This is a genomic window from Paraburkholderia sp. SARCC-3016 (genome assembly GCF_031119615.1).
Lineage (GTDB): Bacteria > Pseudomonadota > Gammaproteobacteria > Burkholderiales > Burkholderiaceae > Paraburkholderia.
Window position 1 is genome coordinate 26,691 of record NZ_JAVHZD010000012.1, and the last position, 16,694, is coordinate 43,384.

General features: G+C 62.4%; 13 protein-coding genes, 1 tRNA gene and 1 pseudogene. 7 read left to right on the forward strand and 8 right to left on the reverse strand.

All coding sequences use genetic code 11. From position 1 onward, the window contains the following. Positions 1 to 11 precede the first annotated feature (11 nt). The 5 genes from QYH69_RS13690 (at position 12) to QYH69_RS13710 (ending at position 3,884) form a co-directional block, all read left to right on the forward strand. Entirely contained in the window at positions 12 to 335 is a 324-nt protein-coding gene (locus tag QYH69_RS13690) for a hypothetical protein (RefSeq protein WP_308832408.1), read from the forward strand. After that, positions 332 to 1,426, forward strand: coding sequence for a GTP-binding protein (locus tag QYH69_RS13695; RefSeq protein ID WP_308832409.1), 1,095 nt, complete (start codon positions 332 to 334; stop codon positions 1,424 to 1,426). Before QYH69_RS13690 ends, QYH69_RS13695 begins: the two co-directional genes overlap by 4 nt. A 62-nt stretch (positions 1,427 to 1,488) precedes the next feature. Further along, entirely contained in the window at positions 1,489 to 2,667 is a 1,179-nt protein-coding gene (locus QYH69_RS13700) for an extracellular solute-binding protein (RefSeq protein WP_308832410.1), read from the forward strand. A gap of 18 nt (positions 2,668 to 2,685) precedes the next feature. Continuing rightward, a complete protein-coding gene (locus QYH69_RS13705; RefSeq protein WP_308832411.1) occupies positions 2,686 to 3,744 on the forward strand; it encodes a GntR family transcriptional regulator in 1,059 nt (352 codons plus the stop codon). Next, positions 3,744 to 3,884, forward strand: coding sequence for a hypothetical protein (locus QYH69_RS13710; protein WP_308832412.1), 141 nt, complete (start codon positions 3,744 to 3,746; stop codon positions 3,882 to 3,884). The genes QYH69_RS13705 and QYH69_RS13710 overlap by 1 nt, the downstream gene beginning before the upstream one ends. A 94-nt stretch (positions 3,885 to 3,978) precedes the next feature. Here the strand turns inward: QYH69_RS13710 and QYH69_RS13715 are convergent, their stop codons facing one another. Further along, positions 3,979 to 4,374: a TetR/AcrR family transcriptional regulator C-terminal domain-containing protein gene (locus QYH69_RS13715; RefSeq protein WP_308832413.1), complete on the reverse strand. Its 396-nt coding sequence runs from the start codon at positions 4,372 to 4,374 to the stop codon at positions 3,979 to 3,981. A 354-nt stretch (positions 4,375 to 4,728) separates the two neighbouring features. Here QYH69_RS13715 and QYH69_RS36095 point away from each other — a divergent pair, with 354 nt between their 5' ends. Further along, a complete protein-coding gene (locus tag QYH69_RS36095) occupies positions 4,729 to 5,370 on the forward strand; it encodes a helix-turn-helix domain-containing protein (RefSeq protein ID WP_374992406.1) in 642 nt (213 codons plus the stop codon). Positions 5,371 to 5,487: 117 nt separating this feature from the next. On the opposite strand, the gene QYH69_RS13720 is transcribed toward QYH69_RS36095, so the two are convergent. The 7 genes and pseudogenes from QYH69_RS13720 to fdnG all read right to left on the reverse strand — a co-directional run bounded on the left by QYH69_RS13720 (position 5,488) and on the right by fdnG (position 14,779). Then, a tRNA-Sec gene (locus tag QYH69_RS13720) sits at positions 5,488 to 5,580 on the reverse strand. 17 nt (positions 5,581 to 5,597) lie between these two features. Then, entirely contained in the window at positions 5,598 to 7,523 is a 1,926-nt protein-coding gene (gene selB, locus QYH69_RS13725) for a selenocysteine-specific translation elongation factor (protein WP_308832414.1), read from the reverse strand. Further along, positions 7,520 to 8,929, reverse strand: a complete 1,410-nt coding sequence (selA, locus tag QYH69_RS13730) for an L-seryl-tRNA(Sec) selenium transferase (protein ID WP_374992415.1) — start codon at positions 8,927 to 8,929, stop codon at positions 7,520 to 7,522. The genes selB and selA overlap by 4 nt, the downstream gene beginning before the upstream one ends. Positions 8,930 to 9,011: 82 nt before the next feature. Next, positions 9,012 to 9,944 carry a formate dehydrogenase accessory protein FdhE gene (gene fdhE, locus QYH69_RS13735; protein ID WP_308832416.1) on the reverse strand — a complete coding sequence of 311 codons (933 nt, stop codon included), beginning with the start codon at positions 9,942 to 9,944 and terminating at the stop codon, positions 9,012 to 9,014. A gap of 304 nt (positions 9,945 to 10,248) precedes the next feature. Beyond that, a pseudogene (locus QYH69_RS13740) lies at positions 10,249 to 10,740 on the reverse strand (formate dehydrogenase subunit gamma); the annotation flags it as partial. Further along, positions 10,737 to 11,699: a formate dehydrogenase subunit beta gene (gene fdxH / locus QYH69_RS13745; RefSeq protein ID WP_308832417.1), complete on the reverse strand. Its 963-nt coding sequence runs from the start codon at positions 11,697 to 11,699 to the stop codon at positions 10,737 to 10,739. The gene fdxH and the pseudogene QYH69_RS13740, both read right to left, overlap by 4 nt. 8 nt (positions 11,700 to 11,707) lie before the next feature. Next, the gene (gene fdnG, locus QYH69_RS13750; RefSeq protein WP_308832418.1) at positions 11,708 to 14,779 is read right to left on the reverse strand and encodes a formate dehydrogenase-N subunit alpha; all 3,072 of its coding nucleotides are present in this window, start codon (positions 14,777 to 14,779) and stop codon (positions 11,708 to 11,710) included. A gap of 246 nt (positions 14,780 to 15,025) precedes the next feature. Here fdnG and QYH69_RS13755 point away from each other — a divergent pair, with 246 nt between their 5' ends. Beyond that, complete coding sequence (locus QYH69_RS13755; protein ID WP_308832419.1) at positions 15,026 to 16,399, forward strand: YhjD/YihY/BrkB family envelope integrity protein; 1,374 nt, start codon at positions 15,026 to 15,028, stop codon at positions 16,397 to 16,399. Positions 16,400 to 16,694 lie beyond the last annotated feature (295 nt).

Genomic DNA, 16,694 nt, shown 5'->3' on the forward strand with positions numbered 1-16,694 from the left:
GGAGGTGCAGTATGTGCGGCATGTGCGGTTTGCTCGGCGGCGGGCGCCATTGGTCCAATACAGTGGCGCCCGGCGCAGACGTCAATGCGCGCCGGCAGCGCCTCGTGCAGGTCGCGCATGCAAACCGCGTGCTGGCGCCGTTCCGCTTGCGGCTCGACGATTTCCACGGACAGTCGTTCGTGCTGTCGTCGCCGACCGGCGCGAGCGAGATGGCCGGCGACCTGATGCGGGTATGGCAGACGGCGGAAAAAATGCTCGGCCGGCCGCTCGATCCGTTGACGCTGTTCGCCGATGAAGACGGCGCGAGCAGCGCCGCGGTGCAGGAACACCGATGAGTCTCGCGTACGACGTGATTCCGGTGACGATCGTCACCGGCTTTCTGGGCAGCGGCAAATCGACCTTGCTGGCCGACGTGCTGCATGGCGCGGCCGCACGCGATACGGCGGTGCTCGTCAACGAGTTCGGCGAGGTCGGGCTCGATCATTTACTGCTCGGCGCCATCGATGCGCAGACCGTGCTGCTCGACAACGGCTGCGTCTGCTGCGCGATCCGTTCGGATCTGAAAGAGGCGCTTGCGTCGCTATTCTCGCGGCGCGCACGCGGCGAGCTGCCGCCGTTTTCGCGCGTGGTGCTGGAAACCACCGGCCTGGCCACACCGGCGCCGATCGTCGCGACGCTGCTGGCCGATCCGCTGGTTGCGCCTCACTACGTGCTGAACGCGACGGTGACGGTGGTCGACGCCGTGCAGGCCGACTATCAGCGCACGCGGCACCCGGAATGGCTGGCGCAGGTCAGTGCGGCCGATCGTATCGTGATCAGCAAGGCTGACCTCGCCGACGAGGCGACACTGGAGCCGTTGCGCGCGCAACTTCAACAGATCAACCCCGCCGCGCAAATCATGCGGCGCAGCGCCAGCGACGATGCGGCGTGCCTGTTTGCCGCGTCGCAGACAGTGCCCGATCTCGGCGCGATCGCCGCTCGCGCGGGCAATGCGGCGCGCAGATTCGAGGCCGGACAGGCGCGCACGCACTCGCTCGTGCCGCTGGGCACCGCACACGCAGGCCCGCTTGCCGTACCGCTGCCCGCCGACGCACATCATCTCGACCGCATCGAATCGTTCTGCATCGCGTTCGACGAACCCGTCGAGTGGCCGGTGTTCACGCTCTGGTTCACGCTCCTGCTGAACCGCCACGGTGATAACATCCTGCGCGTAAAGGGCCTGCTGGCAGTGGCCGGTGCGCAGCAGCCGGTAGTCGTGCATGCGGTGCATCATCTGGTTCATCCAGTGCTGCATCTGGACGACTGGCCCGATGCGAATCGCACTGCTCGTCTGGTGTTTATCACCAGCGGCGTGTCGCGTGCCGCGGTGGCCGCTTCATGGCAGCGCTTTTGCCGACATCTACAATCAGCCGAATCCGTCCATTGAATTCCACGCGTTCCAGCCAGCGCGCCGATGGGCGCCCTGCAAGCGGGCCGCAGGCGCCCGCCGTGCATCGCTCGAAAATCGAATTGCGCGTTCTCGGCACCTCGGTGACCTTGCAGGAGCACATCCGCAAGCAGGCCGCGCACGATCTGGGCATCCGCTTGCGCTTTATCGTCGCGGACGGCTCCGACGTGCAGCGCGACGGCGTGATGCGGCCTGACTGCTATGACCTCTACGACCAGTGGTTTCACAGCATCGATTGCCTGTGGCCGGCGCGCGCGCTGCAGCCGATCGAGCTGCGGCGGATCGCGCGCTGGGACGAGATCAACGCATTGCCGCGCACCGGCCATATCGGAGGCGGCGCGGGCGTGAGTGCAGGCAGCGTGCCGGCAGAGCGCCTGTATGTGCAGCCAGATGGTTCGCTGGGTAGCGCGGCGAGCGGATCGATCAGCATGCTGCCGCTTACGCATAACGCCGATAGCTTCGTCTATCTGCCCGACGAACTGCCCGACACGCTGCTGGCCGGCGAAGAAAGCTGGGCATGGCTGCTCGCACCGCAACTGGCCGGCCGCGTCGCGTTGCAGGCGGACCCGGCGATCGGCGCGATCGATGCGGCGCTCGCCGTGCAAGCCAGTGGTTTGATGAGCTTCGCCAATATCGGCAACCTGAGCATCGAGGAAATCGACGCGCTGATCGGCACGTTGATCGAATTCAAACGACGCGGCCATTTCGCCGGCTTCTGGTCGAGTTTCGCCGATGCCGCGCAACTGGCCATCGCGCAGCGCGTGGTCATTCAGAGTATCTGGTCGCCGGCGACCGTCGAACTGGAACGCGCGGGCTTGCGTTTCCGGCTGGCCTGCCCGAAGGAAGGCTATCGCGCATGGTTCGGCGGCATGTCGATCTCGCGGCTCGCGCATGGCCGCGTACTGGATGCGGCATACGCATATCTGAACTGGTGGATGGACGGCTGGGCCGGCGCGACGATGGCGCGGCAGGGATATTACATCGCGAACCCCGAGCGCACCCGTGGCTTCCTCAGCGACGGCGAATGGGCGTACTGGTACGATGGTGCGCCCGCTTCGGCGGAATTGCCGGGACCCACACGCAAGCATCTGGTCCATGTTGGGCAGCAGCGCGACGGCGGCAGCTACACGTCGCGCATGAGCCGGATTGCCGTGTGGAATTCGGTGATGGACGAGCATAACTACCTGGTGCGCCGCTGGACCGAATTCATGCGGTCCTGAGCGCACCGTGCCAAGACGATGACAAGACGCGCAAGCGCCACACCTGTAGCCAAAGCCGCGGCGGCCGGCCGCGCGCAGCAGAGTCTCGCCGGCAGCGATGCGCGGTTGCGCTACCGGCTGATTCACGATCAGCTGAAAAGCGCGATTGCCCACGGGCGCATCACGCCGGGCCTCGTGCTGCTCGAGGGACCGGTGGCACGTATCTTCGGCACCAGCCGCGAGCCAGTGCGCAAGGCTTTCGAGATGCTGCACGCGGGCGGCCTGCTGCATACGTTCGACGGGCGCGGCTATCTTGCGGCGCGGCCCGACGGCAGCGCAGCAGCGCCGGTGCGTATGCCCTTATCCGAGGCTGCACTCGGGTTTGCCGAGCCGCCGCAGCCGCTCGATACGCGCTCGCACAGCGAGCGCATTTACGAGCAGCTCGAAGGGGCAATTTCGCTCGGCATCGTGTTCGGTCATTTCCGCATCGACGAAAGTCATGCAGCGCAGAGCTTCGGCGTGAGCCGCGGCACCGTGCGCGAAGCGTTGAGCCGTTTGCGCGATCTCGGGCTGGTCGAGAAGTCCGCGTATTCGCACTGGCTGTGCGGGCCATTGACGGCGCGTGCAGTCGCCGAAGACTATGAATTGCGCGTCCTGCTCGAACCCGCCGCGTTAATTGCAGCGGCGCGCGCGGTGCCGGCCGAGCGCGTACAGGCGGCGCTCGCGGAACTCGATCAGGCGATTGCCGATCCCGACTCCGTCCATGCCGCCGCACTGTATCGGCTCGAGATGACGTTGCATGCCGATTTCCTGCACTACGCGCCGAACCGCAAACTGCTCGAAACGATCGGCCGCGCGCATTTGCCGTTGACGGTCAATCACGCGTTTTACGAAGCCTTCGGGCTGCATCCGGATCGCGGCATGCTGCTCGAGCACCGTGCGGTGCTCGAGCAGCTGTCGCGCGGCGACGTGCCTGCTGCCGCGCAGTTACTCGCGGAACATCTGCGCGCGGGGCAAAAGCGCACGCTGCAACGTCTGAAAGTGATGGCGGTGTTGCCGGAACCTGAATTGCCGCCTTATATGCAACGAATCGCGTAGTGGCCAACGCCATCGGGCCGCAGCTCGTCAAATGGCTGCTCGAACGCACCAGCGGCCTGTCGGTGCAGATCGGCATGGCAGTCGCGCAGGAACAGGCGGCTTACAGCGTCGGCCCGTTATTGATAATCACATTTGTTTAGCTCGATCGTTCCCAATCGACCCAGTGACTTTCAACCGCGATTTGACCGCTTTCAGCTCGACAACGTCACATGTCTCGGCAAGCGCGGCCCAAGGCTACCTGGCAACGTCAGCGGCTAACGCATCGAAAAGCAGGTCCAGGCTCTGCTCAAAGACTGACTCGAGGTTGCCCACGCTCAGATGAGGGGCGATTGCGCGAACATGCGGATATGGAATCTGTTGTGGCGCATGCTGCAGCAACAGGGGAGTTGGCTCGTCCTCCAGTTCGCGACTTGCAACTTCCGCCATCCCGGCTCCATTGACATAACCGCCGATCAGCCGGAACCAGAATGCCGTTCGCGCAGCGTCAAGACCGAGCGCCGCAAATGTCTTCAGAATTTCTTCGTACAAAGCAAACGTCTGGTCCGTGTTGAAGCGCCGTGTGGCGAGCAAAACAAACGCCCGTGGGTGACGGATCGCGATCGCACGGTAATTCCGGATGAAGCCGCGCAACCGCTCGAGCGGGGGAAGCGTCGCAGGAGGAAACTGCCCTTCCAGCAGTTCTTCAAGGATGAGCGGGCCGGTCGCCCGAAGTATGACAGGCTCCTATGGATTGTCCGTGATGTTACTGCGTGCCCAAAGCATAAGTGTCGCCTAATCTTTGAGCCCTCATTCAACGGTCGTCGTCCGCTGCCTTTTACGGTTCCCGGCGTTTCAAGAATCGACGGTACGAGTCTGTCTAAATGTGCTAGCAAAAAAGCTTCCGAGTATGAGATAGTCGTGGCGAATTTGGTTTGCGAGCTACTAGAGGATATATCTCGAGTCAGCGCACAGAAAGCGTCCCGAATCTCGAGTTTTCTGACTCACGTGTCCGATTCCCTGTTCAGCGGGAATTCCGCAGCCCTTGCCCGGCATCTCGGGCTTTCCAAGTCACAAATCCACGGTTGGATGAACGATAGGACTAGGCCGAGTTTTCCGGGCGTCATTCGAATCGCCTACGCATTTGAGTGCACAATTGCGGATGTTCTCTTGGGCAACAAGGCCAGGCTGAGGTTGCGTCAAGGCTGCAAATTATCATGCGGCTTATTTGGCCTGCCGCGCAAGGTCGGCCATAAGACGCCTCGCCGGGAACTGCTTGCTTCACTTTTGACCTTTATGAAGAGGAACCCCAATGCGTGCGCCCAAGACGCGGCATGCTTCCTAGAAGTGTCGCCAAAATTCCTTCGTGCAAACTTTCCGTCGCAAAAGAATGCACTTGTCAACGCCGGCAGGCTACACAGACAGCGGACTTCTCAGGCGAAGCAAGAAGCGAAGGACGTTGCGTACAGGACGTCTCACTTTGCGCTCGCGAATCAAGGGGTTTATCCATCGAGACGAAAAGTTATGAAGCAGCTCAACGAGCAGGGGATTCGCCTTAGCTATGCAGAGACTAGACGAGCGAACGACAAAGCCCACGCTGCCTCGCGAATTAGCAAGCGCGGACCCCACCCTTCAACGAGGATTGACTGACACCCCTCAAAGTTTGACAGACAACTTGGCCATCGACATTACCTACGCTTGTCGTAAACGACATCGGAAGGGTAATTCGAAAGCCGGTGCGCAAGGCATCGCCAGTTCGTCAAACGGCGGAAGGCAGCAGGAGTCGAACCTGCCAGAGAGTGTCTGACACCCCCTACCGGGTTTGAAGCCCGGCCGCACCACCAGATGCATATGCCTTCCGTTGACAACCCGTTGCTCTACAACATCTCGCTTAATCTGCTGTCCACGCGCAATAAATGAACGTCGCGCTGAAAACGCGTATAACCGACACGATCGAAAAACTCCAACACCTGAATCGCGCGTTTACGTCCAAGCCCCGTTCCATCGCGAAATGCCGCTGCCGAAAGCGCCCCGCCACGCTCCGCCGCCAGTTGCGCAACGACGCGTGCAAGTTCGCGCATTGCATCGCGGTGGTAAAAAAGATCGCGCACCACCTGATACACGTCGCCCTGCCGCGCAAGCTTGCGCAGCAGCGCACGTACGTCGTCTTCGTGTCGATGCACGGTTGCAGCGAGCTCCCGCACCCAGGGCGGATCGAAGCGCCCTTCCATGATTAAAGGCAACAGCACTAGCCTAAGCGCTTCCTCCTGTTTGTCGAGCGACACCGAATGCTCAGGCAGATGCAGCCATGGCCCGCTCCTCGAAACAAGGCCTTCGGAAACAAGTGCATCGATTAACGCCCGCCACAGCACATCGCCTAGCAACGGCGCTGCAATGCGCCGCAGACGCGCGGAATCCGGCCCTTGCTCATCCGGAAACCGCGCGTGAAAGGTCTGCAATGCACTGGTGACCTGCTCGCGCATTGCGTCCCAGTGACGCCTCAGCACAACGAACCCGTCATCGGCCGCTTTGCCGTGTATCGCAATGTCGATTACGTCACGCGGCAACTGTAGCGCGTTGTGCGGCACCCCTGTCAAACATACGAGCGTCGAGCGCTGCATTCCGCGCGGCGCGTGATCGAGCAGCGCCTCGATGCGCCGCTCGTCCAGCCAGATCCGCAAGGCATCGAGCCAGGCGCGTCGTTCGGCGCTTCTACGCTTGCGCGCGGGACCGAATGGATCGAGCACACGCCCGCCGCCGACCGTGCGCGTCGCCTGCGCGTTGCGCACAATAAAACGATCGCCCGGCAGCGCGCAAAGCGGCGTATCGAACACTAGTTGCGCACGCGCCTTTTGGCCGGCCGTCGGCGCATCGCCATCGAGCAAAGCGACATGCGCGACGCGATGCGTCGTGCCGAGATGAACGTGCAACGGCGTCCAGTGTTGCAACGTAACGCTCGCCTCTTCGAGCAGCGTCAGCTCGACATCGAGCCGCTCCGATGGTTTTGCCAGGCCCGCATCGACGATCCAGTCGCCGCGCCCAATCGCATCCTTGTCGATACCGGCAAGGTTGAGCGCGCAACGTTGTCCCGCGTGAGCGCTGTCCGCCGCGCGATTCTGCGCATGGACGCTGCGCACGCGAATCGGCCTGAGCGCCGGCGCAAGCACCAACGTTCCGCCCGCCGTCACGCGCCCGGCGAAAACCGTTCCCGTTACGATCGTTCCGTGGCCGGCAAGCGTAAACACGCGATCGATTGCCAGACGGAATAGCGCATCATCGCGACGCTCGCGCATAACAGGCGCCGCAACATCGCGAAGCCAGCCCTTGAGTTTGCCAACACCGGCATCGCCGTCAACAGTCGCATTCGTTTCGAAAACCGGCGCCGCAGCAAATACGGTCGATGCAAGCCACGCGCCGATCTCATCGCGCACTTGCGCAAGCCGCGCCGCATCGACGCGATCGACCTTCGTCAACGCGACGACGCCTCGTGTCACGCCAAGCAATTCCAGAATCGCCAGATGCTCGCGCGTTTGCGGCATCACGCCGTCGTCGGCGGCAATCACGAGCAGCGCAACGTCGATGCCGCACGCACCCGCCACCATCGTATGCACAAGCTTTTCGTGACCCGGCACGTCGATCACGCCAAGCACCTCGCCGTTGGCGAGCGGCGTATACGCATAGCCAAGTTCGATCGAAATGCCGCGCGCTTTCTCTTCTTTCAGGCGGTCGGTGTCGACGCCAGTCAGCGCACGCACGAGCGTCGTTTTGCCGTGATCGATATGACCCGCGGTGCCGACGATCATAGGCGCAGCTCCGCGCATTGCGCGATAAACGTTGCTTCGTCCGCGGCCTCGAGGCAACGCAGATCGAGACACAAGGCATCGTCGGCGATGCGGCCGAGCACCGGGCGCGGCAATTCGCGCAACGCTTTTTCGAGCTGCATCAGCGCGCGGCCGCTGCGCTTCGCGCCGGCAACGCGCACGGCGATTCCATAGCTCGGCAACTGATCCACCGGCAATGCGCCGCTGCCGATCTGGCTGAGCATCGGCTCGACCGCGGCTGCGTAACGTTCGCCGAGCGCGAGCTGCAAAGCAGGCTGCGCACGCAGTGCCGCCGCGTGTATATCGGCCGCGGAACGCGTCAGAAGACGCAACGTCGTCAGCCTTTGTGCGAGCAATTCGGGCGCACGATACAACTGCAGCACCGGTTCGAGCGCCGCCAGCGTAAGCTTGCCCACGCGCAGCGCGCGCTTTAACGGATGCTTTTTGATCTTGCGGATCAATGCTTCGCGCCCGACGATCAAACCCGCCTGCGGACCGCCGAGCAGCTTGTCGCCGCTGAACGTGACGAGATCGGCGCCCGCGTCGATCGTGCCGCGCACGGTCGGCTCGGCAGGCAGGCCCCATTGCGCGAGATCGATCAACGTACCGCTTCCGAGATCGTACGCAACCGGCAGCGCGTGACGATGGGCAATCTGCGCAAGTTCGCCTATATCGACGCTCTTCGTAAAACCGCTGATCGCATAGTTGCTGCAATGCACTTTCATCAGCAACGCGGTGCGCGCGTTAATCGCCTCTTCGTAATCTTTTGCATGCGTGCGGTTCGTCGTCCCGACTTCGCGCAGCCGCGCGCCGGCACGCGACATGATGTCGGGAATTCGAAACGAGCCGCCTATTTCCACGAGTTCGCCACGCGAGACAACCACTTCCTGCTTCGGCGCAAGCGCCGACAGGGTCAGTAAAACCGCGGCCGCGTTGTTGTTGACGACGGTTGCCGCTTCGGCGCCCGTCAGTTCGCAGATCAGATCGTCGATCAGATCGTCGCGGTCGCCGCGCGCGCCGGTAGCGAGATCGAATTCGAGATTGGTGGGCCGCGTCAGCGCACCGACGACCGCGCGCACTGCTTCATCGGGTAACAAGGCGCGTCCGAGATTCGTATGCAAAACCGTGCCAGTGAGATTGAATACGGCGCGCAGACGGCTGCGCGCGCGTGCTTCGAGCATGCGGCTCGCGTGCGCGACGATTCGTTCTTCGCACGAAGCACCGGCGCCGTCGAATTGGTTCGCATCCGTCGCAGCCGTTGCATCGGTGTTCGCCGACGCTTGCGCGAGCAACTCCGCGCGCAACGTATCGAGCGCTGCACGCACTGCATCGAGGACCTGCGTGCGCCCATATGCGTCGCTCAACGGCTGCACCGCGTGCGCCGACATCACCCGCTCGACTGCAGGCAAGCGCGCCAGTTGCGCGCGCCGCCGCTCACTCGTCGCCGCATCGCTCACGCGTGCCTCCCGCTTAACGGTCCGAGGTTGCTTCAGGCCACAGCAGCGGGTTCGGCGCACTGCGCCGATAGCCCGCTTCGTTCATCAGCAGATCGAGCGTGAGGCTGGCGAGATCATCCGCAAGCGGCTCGATATCGACATCCCTTTCGAGGTATCCGATCTTCCGGTACGTATGGCATTCGTCGCACGATTCGGCTTTCAACGCCTCGTTGCCGCCTTCGACGCCGTGGTACGCAATGCCTTTCGTCGAATCGCAATTCGAGCATTTCACGCGAACCATATGCGTTTCGGTGCCACACAATCCGCATTGCAGATAGCGATAACCCTGGTACGGACCGCCGATGCGCACGACGCTTGCTACCGGTTGCGCACCACAGACCGGGCACGCGCCCGGCGTGTCGAGATAAGGAATGTCGCGCAGGTCGAGCCGGCTCGCCAGATCGCACCATACGACCTGCAGCGCAGCCACGATGAATGGCGCGGTAGCCGGATCGACTTCGTTGAAGCGCTGCGACAGAATCGCGTCCGCTTGCGCATCGAGCTGCGCGGCGCTCGCCAGACGCAGTCCGTCGAGCACTTTGCCGAGCGCGGGCGACACCGCGCCCGCGGCCTCGATGCGATCGAGCACGCGTTGCAACACGTCGCGCCATGCGGGGTCGCGTTGCGGCATAAGCGCCGGCAAGAGAGGCATCGAGGTTTGCTGTGCCCGCGCAATTGCGTCGGCGTCCGGCATCGCCGCCTCGAACTTTGCGAGCACCTGTTGTTGCGCCTCGGCAAGCGACGCCATCAGCCGCAAATAGCCGCCGATCGGATTGCCGTTCGCCAGCGTACGCAAGCGCGCCGCGCGGGTGGAAAAGAACGATGCCCGTTCGGGCAGACGGATGCGCGGGATGGCGGACGGATCGAGCGATTCGATCTGCCCCGGCTCGAGTATGCGCTGCACCAATTGCGTGGCTCCGGTTGCGCGTCATGTGGATGATCGGCACACGCTAACGCGTGCCTGCCATTCCCGATTCTGGCGTCGGTTTCGCCGATCGGCAAGCGCAAAACCCCCAGCCTGCGCGAATCGCCGGCCACACGCATGCACGCATGCGTCGGCGCACGCTATTTGATGCTCTCGCGAAACCAGCGCGGATGATGTTTTCTGGCCCAACCGAGCGTGACCGTGCCAGTCGGATCGTAGCCATGTCGTTCTGTGAGCCAAGGAGTTGGTAGAATGTTTTGTCTTCCTAAGACCGCTTGGCCTCCGACTTCACGAACGCCGTGATCGCATGCACGAGCGCCGCCGCCCTGACGAATCCGATCGGAAAATAAAACGAGAAATACGCGCGCCAGATCACGATGCCGCTCAGCAGCAGCAGTACGAGGCACGCCACCATCACGAAGAACAGCAGCTTCTGCCCGGCGTTGTAGCGCCCGACTTCCGGCAGTTTTTCCTCGCGATTGGCGATTACGTCGTCCATTTGACGCATCCATTGCCAATCGTTGTCGTCGAGATAGTTGTGACGCCAGAATCGCAGCACAAGAATCAGAAACGACACGAACATCACGAGCCCGACGAATGGATGCAGAATGCGCGTCCACTGTCCGCCGCCGAACAGCGCGGACAGCCAGAACATGGCCGGATGAAACATCGCGAGACCGGATAGCGCGAGCAGCACGAACGTAATCGCGGTAATCCAGTGATTCGTGCGCTCGTTCGCCGTATAGCGCACGATCAGGTTCGGATCGTGTTCTTTCATTTCGTCGGCTCCTCGGTTTTGCCTTCCGGCATGTCGACGGTTTGCGTGCCGCGCCGCTCGCGGATTCTGCGGGCCTCGTCGCGCGCCGCGACTTCGTCGTCTTCGCTCACTTCGTTGGGACCCACGCGCGTGTAGTGGAAGAAGCCAGCAAGCGCGGTCAGCGCGATGCCTGCCAGCGCAAGCGGCTTGGCAATGCCCTTCCAGACGCGCACCATCGGGCTGATCGCCGGGTTGTCGGGCAAACCGTGATACAGCGACGGCTGGTCCGCATGGTGCAGCACATACATCACATGCGTACCGCTTACGCCGGCCGGGTCGTACAAGCCCGCATGCTCGAAGCCGCGCTCCTTGAGGTCGACGATGCGTTCCTCCGCATGCGCGATCATGTCGACCTTGGTGCCGAACACGATCGCACCGGTCGGGCACGTCTTCACGCAAGCGGGCTCCTGGCCTACGGCGACGCGATCGGAACAGAGCGTGCATTTGTAGACGCGATGATCCGCCTTCGAAATTCGCGGGATATTGAACGGACACCCGGCAATGCAATACCCGCAGCCGATGCAGTTTTCCTGATGAAAATCGACGATGCCGTTCGTGTACTGCACGATCGCGCCCGGCGCCGGACACGCTTTCAAACAACCCGGATCCTCGCAATGCATGCAGCCGTCCTTGCGGATCAGCCATTCGAGATTGCCGTTCGGGTTTTCGTATTCGGCAAAGCGCATCACCGTCCACGAATGTTCGGTGAGGTCGCGCGGATTGTCGTAGACGCCCGTGTTGATGCCGATTTCATCGCGTAAGTCGTTCCATTCCATACATGCGGTCTGACACGCCTTGCAGCCGATGCACTTCGTAACGTCGATCAGCTTCGCGACGCTGCCGGTAGCCGGTTCGCGCACCGACGGCGGCTGCACGGTGGTAGCCGACTGGCGTCTGATATCGAGTGATTGCAGTGCCATGGCGCCCCCTATGCCTTCTCGACTTTCACGAGGAACGACTTGAATTCCGGCGTCTGGGTATTAGCGTCGCCGACGAACGGCGTCAGCGTGTTCGTCAGATAGCCGGGCCTGGTCAGGCCTTTGAACCCCCAGTGCAGCGGAATGCCGACGGTCTGAATCTTCTTGCCGTCGACCGTCAACGGCTTGATCCGCTTCGTCACGACCGCTACCGCGACGATATAACCGCGGTTGCTCGACACCCTGACACGGTCGCCCGCCACCACACCGAGCTCGTTGGCGAGGTCTTCGCCGATCTCGACAAACTGCTGCGGCTGAGTAATCGCATTGAGGCGCGCGTGCTTGGTCCAGAAGTGGAAATGCTCGGTGATGCGATAGGTGGTCGCCACATGCGGGAACGCCGACGCTTTGCCGAACGCCGCGCGATCGTCAGGGAATACCCGCGCACCGGGGTTATTCGTCGCAAGCGGATTTTGCGGGTGAAACGGGTTGTAGCCGAGCGGCGTTTCAAACGGCTCGTAGTGCTCCGGAAACGGCCCTTCGTTCATCGCATCGCGCGCGAAGAAACGCGCGACGCCCTCGGGGTTCATGATGAACGGACCCATGCCGGCGTCCGGATTCTCGTCCGCCTTGAAGTCGGGAATATCGGCGCCGGTCCACGCCTTGCCGTTCCACGAAATAAGCCTGCGCGACGGGTCGAACGGTTTGCCGTTCAGGTCGCACGAGGCGCGGTTGTACAGCACACGGCGATTCACGGGCCACGCCCATGCCCAACCGAGCGTCTGACCGATGCCGGTCGGATCCGAATTGTCGCGCCTGCCCATCTGGTTGCCGGCCTGCGTCCACGAGCCGCAGAAAATCCAGCAACCGCTCGCGGTCGTGCCGTCGTCCCGCAGTTGCGCAAAGCTCGATAGCTGGTCGCCGGCCTTGGCCAGCACCTTCGACGGATCTTTCGGATCGGTCACATCCGCGAGCGCCTTGCCGCTAAACTCCATCGCGATCTCTTCCGGCGTCGGGCTGTCCGGATGCCCATACGGCCAGTTGATCTTCAGCAGCGGATCGGGATACTTGCCGCCGTCTTTCTGATAAGCGGCGCGCATCCGCAGGAAAATGCCCGACATGATCTCGAGATCGCTCTTTGCTTCGCCCGGCGCCTGCGCGCCCTGCCAGTGCCATTGCAGCACGCGTGACGAACTGACGAGCGAGCCGCGCTCTTCGGCAAAGCAGGTCGTAGGCAGCCGGAACACCTCAGTCTGGATTTGCGATGAATCGACGTTGTTATATTCGCCGTAGTTCTTCCAGAACTCGGATGTCTCGGTGGCAAGCGGATCCATGATCACGAGCCATTTGAGCTTTGAGAACGCCGCAGTCATCTTCGCCTTGTTCGGCGCCGATGCAAGCGGGTTGAAGCCCTGCGCGAGATAGCCATTCACCTTGCCCTGTGCCATCAGTTCGTAGATCTGCAGCATGTCGTACGATTTGTCGAGCTTCGGCAGATAGTCGTAGCCCCAGTTATTGTCGGCGCTTGCCGCGTCGCCGTACCACGACTTCATCATGCTGACGAAGAACGCGCGGTAGTTCTTCCAATAGCTCAACTGGTTGGGCCGCAACGGTTGCGCCGCGCGTTTCTTGATATATCCCTCGAAATCCTGTTCGCCCTCGTTCGGCAGGGTCATATACCCGGTCAGCAGATTCGACATCAGACCGAGGTCGGTTAGGCCCTGAATATTCGAGTGTCCGCGCAACGCATTCATGCCGCCGCCCGCAATTCCGATGTTGCCGAGCAGCAATTGCACCATCGCGCCGCAGCGGATCATCTGCGAGCCGATCGAGTGCTGCGTCCAGCCAAGCGCATAGAGAATCGTGCCGGCACGGTTCGGTGTCGCGGTGGTCGCGAGCATTTCGCAGACCTTGAGGAACTTGTCCTTCGGCGTGCCGCACACCTTTTCGACCATCTCGGGCGTGTAGCGCGAATAGTGCTGTTTCATCAGGTTGTAGACGCAACGAGGATTCTGCAGTGTCTCGTCGGTTTTCACGAAGCCGTCGTCGCCGAGTTCGTAATTCCACGAGGTCTTGTCCGCGTATTTGTGGTTCTGCGCGTCGTAACCTGAATAAATGCCGTCGTCGAACGCGAAATCTTCGCGCACGAGGAACGTGAAGTCCGTATAGCTCTTCACGTATTCGTGCTGGATCTTGTCGTTCGCCAACAGGTAATTGATCACGCCGCCGAGGAACGCGATGTCCGTCCCGGTCCGGATCGGCGCGTAAAAGTCCGCGACCGACGCGGTGCGGTTGAAACGCGGATCGACGACGATCAGCTTTGCGCGGCGATGCGCTTTCGCCTCGGTGACCCATTTGAAACCGCACGGGTGCGCCTCGGCCGAGTCGCCGCCCATCACCAGAATCACGTCGGCGTTCTTGATGTCGACCCAATGGTTCGTCATCGCGCCGCGGCCAAACGTCGGGGCAAGACCTGCCACCGTCGGGCCGTGTCAGACACGCGCCTGGTTATCGAATGCGAGCATCCCTGTCGCGCGGATCACCTTGTGCGTCAGATAGCCGACCTCGTTGCTGCTCGCGGACGCGGCCAGCATGCCGGTGGTGAGCCAGCGGTTGACCTTTTTGCCGTCCGCGGTGGTCTCGATGAAATTCGCATCGCGATCGTCTTTCATCAGCTTCGCGATGCGGTCGAGCGCGTCGTTCCACGAGATCGGTTGCCAGTCCTTGCCGCCGGGCGGCCTGTACTCGGGTACGAGTAACCGGCTCTCGCTATGAATGAAGTCGATCAGGCTCGCCCCCTTCGGGCACAGTGTGCCGCGATTGACCGGATGGTCGGGGTCGCCTTCGATATGAATGATGCTTGCGGTCGCGTTCTTCGCACCGTCGCCGAGACCGTACATCAGAATGCCGCAGCCGACCGAGCAATAAGGACATGTGTTGCGGGTTTCAGTGGTACGCGACAGTTTGTATTGCCGCACTTCGGCAAGCGCAACGTCGGGCGAGTAGCCGAGCAAAGCCAGGCTCGACCCCGCGAGTGTGGTTGCACTCACCTTCAGGAACTGACGCCGGGACATCTGTAGCATGGAAGCCCTCGCGTTCGGTGGTGGGGTAATAAAAAGTATAAGTCGTTATCGCGGCCTGTTAGCTTCGGCCAATATGCGGGAAAACGCGGTTAAGCTGGCAGACAGCGAACCGGGGCGAGCCCCGCACCGCAACAACGGGCATACGGATTGCACCGCTACCGGCGCAGTGGGCAGCGCGCCGTCGGTCGTCAGTCTCCTGGGTCGCCGAGCAGTTCCCGTGTCATCCCCCGGACAGGAAGAATCGCCATGGAACTCGAATCTCTTTCCGCGCAAAAGATCGAAAAAGCCGCCCGGTTGCAGGCGTCGTGGGCCGTCGGCGCATTGCGGCAGTTCATCGAAAACCGGTGTCCGGCACTGGCCGCGAGTATCGCCTTCTACGCAGCGTTCTCGCTCGCGCCGACGCTGGTCATGGTGATCGCGGTCGCGGGCTGGTTTCTCGGCGGCGAAGCCGCGCGCGGCGAGCTCTACCGTCAGGTGCATACCGTGCTCGGCAACGACGCCGCAGCCGCGATCACGACCATCGTGCAGAACGCGCACCGCAGCGGCGGCGCGGGCGGCACCGCTGCGATCATTTCGTTCGTGTTGCTTGCGATCGGTGCATCCGCAACATTTTCGTCGCTGAATAGCGCGCTCAATATCGTGTGGCCCTCGACCGGCCCGCGTGCGTCGAGCGTCATCGCGCTCGTGCGTGTGCGTCTGATTTCGTTCAGCCTCGTGCTCGGCGTCGCCTTCCTGCTCATTGTGTCGCTCGTGCTCGATGCGGGCATTACGTTCGTCGGCAACTGGCTGTGGGGCGATTCACCCTATGTCGTGATCGGCAATCTGCTGCAACTGGGCGTGGGGCTGCTCGTGCTGTCGCTGGCCTTTGCGGGATTGCTGAAGTTTCTCCCCGATGCGCCCGTGCGCTGGCGCGATTCGCTGGTCGGCGGCTTTGTCGCGGCCGTGCTGTTCTCGGCGGGCAAGAAGCTGTTTGCGCTATATCTCGCGCATGCGGGCACGGCCAATTCGTTCGGTGCGGCCGGTTCCCTTGCGGTGCTGCTGATGTGGCTGTACTTCTCGGCACTCGTACTGCTGCTCGGCGCGGAGTTCGCCGCGGCGCGCGGCCGGCTTCACGACCCGCGCGGCGCATGGGCATTTCTGCACGCGACGCCGCCGGGCAGTCGCGCGATGATCGCATCGGTCCTCGCCGCGCCGACAGCCGGCGTCGATCCCGCGCGCCGCGGCGCGGCGCTGCGCGGCAGATCGCAGGATCTCGCGCAAGCAGCGCCGGAAACGCTGAACGCGGCGCAAGCGCCGGCTGCGACGAAAGCCGCGAGCGTGGGTGGATACGCTCGAACCGCCGCTGAATCTGCCGCTCCAACCGCTACGGCTGGCGGCATCGAACAGACTCCCGGCGATAAGCCCGGCGCAATCGGCAAAGCCGTCCGCGTGTGCCGCTCGGTCGCGCACGCCGAAACGCGGGCGACCCAGGCCGCGGCCGTGACGCTCGTCCAGGCGGGACGCACCGCGGCGGCGGCCGACCGCTACGTGCGACGACACCCGTGGAGCTCGGTGCTGGTCGCGGCGGGCACGGCGATCGTCGTCGCCGCAGTGGCCGGCCGCAACGGCGACAACCGCTAGATCAGCTACGCCGCCTCTGCGTCAAACCACATTTGCGCACGACTGTCCATCCGCTCTGATTGAAAGCGGACAGTTAACATGTTTACTTCCCGCCCAGCCAGCGATTCGTCCCGGACAAATACATTACAAAAAACTGTCACCGAACAGCCACTTATGCAATCGCCGGACGATATATCACACCAAATCGACAATAATGCTGGTTCGATGATAAAACATTGCCCATATTGCAATAATCACGTTTGGGCTTGTTAGACAAGGGTTTCGCCTACCTGTCACATTTTCGATACACCTTTAT

Coding starts and splice junctions, on each gene's coding strand:
- QYH69_RS13690 (WP_308832408.1), top strand. CDS start 12: ATGTGCGGCATGTGCGGTTTGCTCGGCGGCGGGCGCCATTGGTCCAAT.
- QYH69_RS13695 (WP_308832409.1), top strand. CDS start 332: ATGAGTCTCGCGTACGACGTGATTCCGGTGACGATCGTCACCGGCTTT.
- QYH69_RS13705 (WP_308832411.1), top strand. CDS start 2,686: ATGACAAGACGCGCAAGCGCCACACCTGTAGCCAAAGCCGCGGCGGCC.
- selB (WP_308832414.1), bottom strand. CDS start 7,523: ATGATCGTCGGCACCGCGGGTCATATCGATCACGGCAAAACGACGCTC.
- selA (WP_374992415.1), bottom strand. CDS start 8,929: ATGTCGGCGCACGCGGTGCAGCCGTTGAGCGACGCATATGGGCGCACG.
- fdxH (WP_308832417.1), bottom strand. CDS start 11,699: ATGGCACTGCAATCACTCGATATCAGACGCCAGTCGGCTACCACCGTG.
- QYH69_RS13755 (WP_308832419.1), top strand. CDS start 15,026: ATGGAACTCGAATCTCTTTCCGCGCAAAAGATCGAAAAAGCCGCCCGG.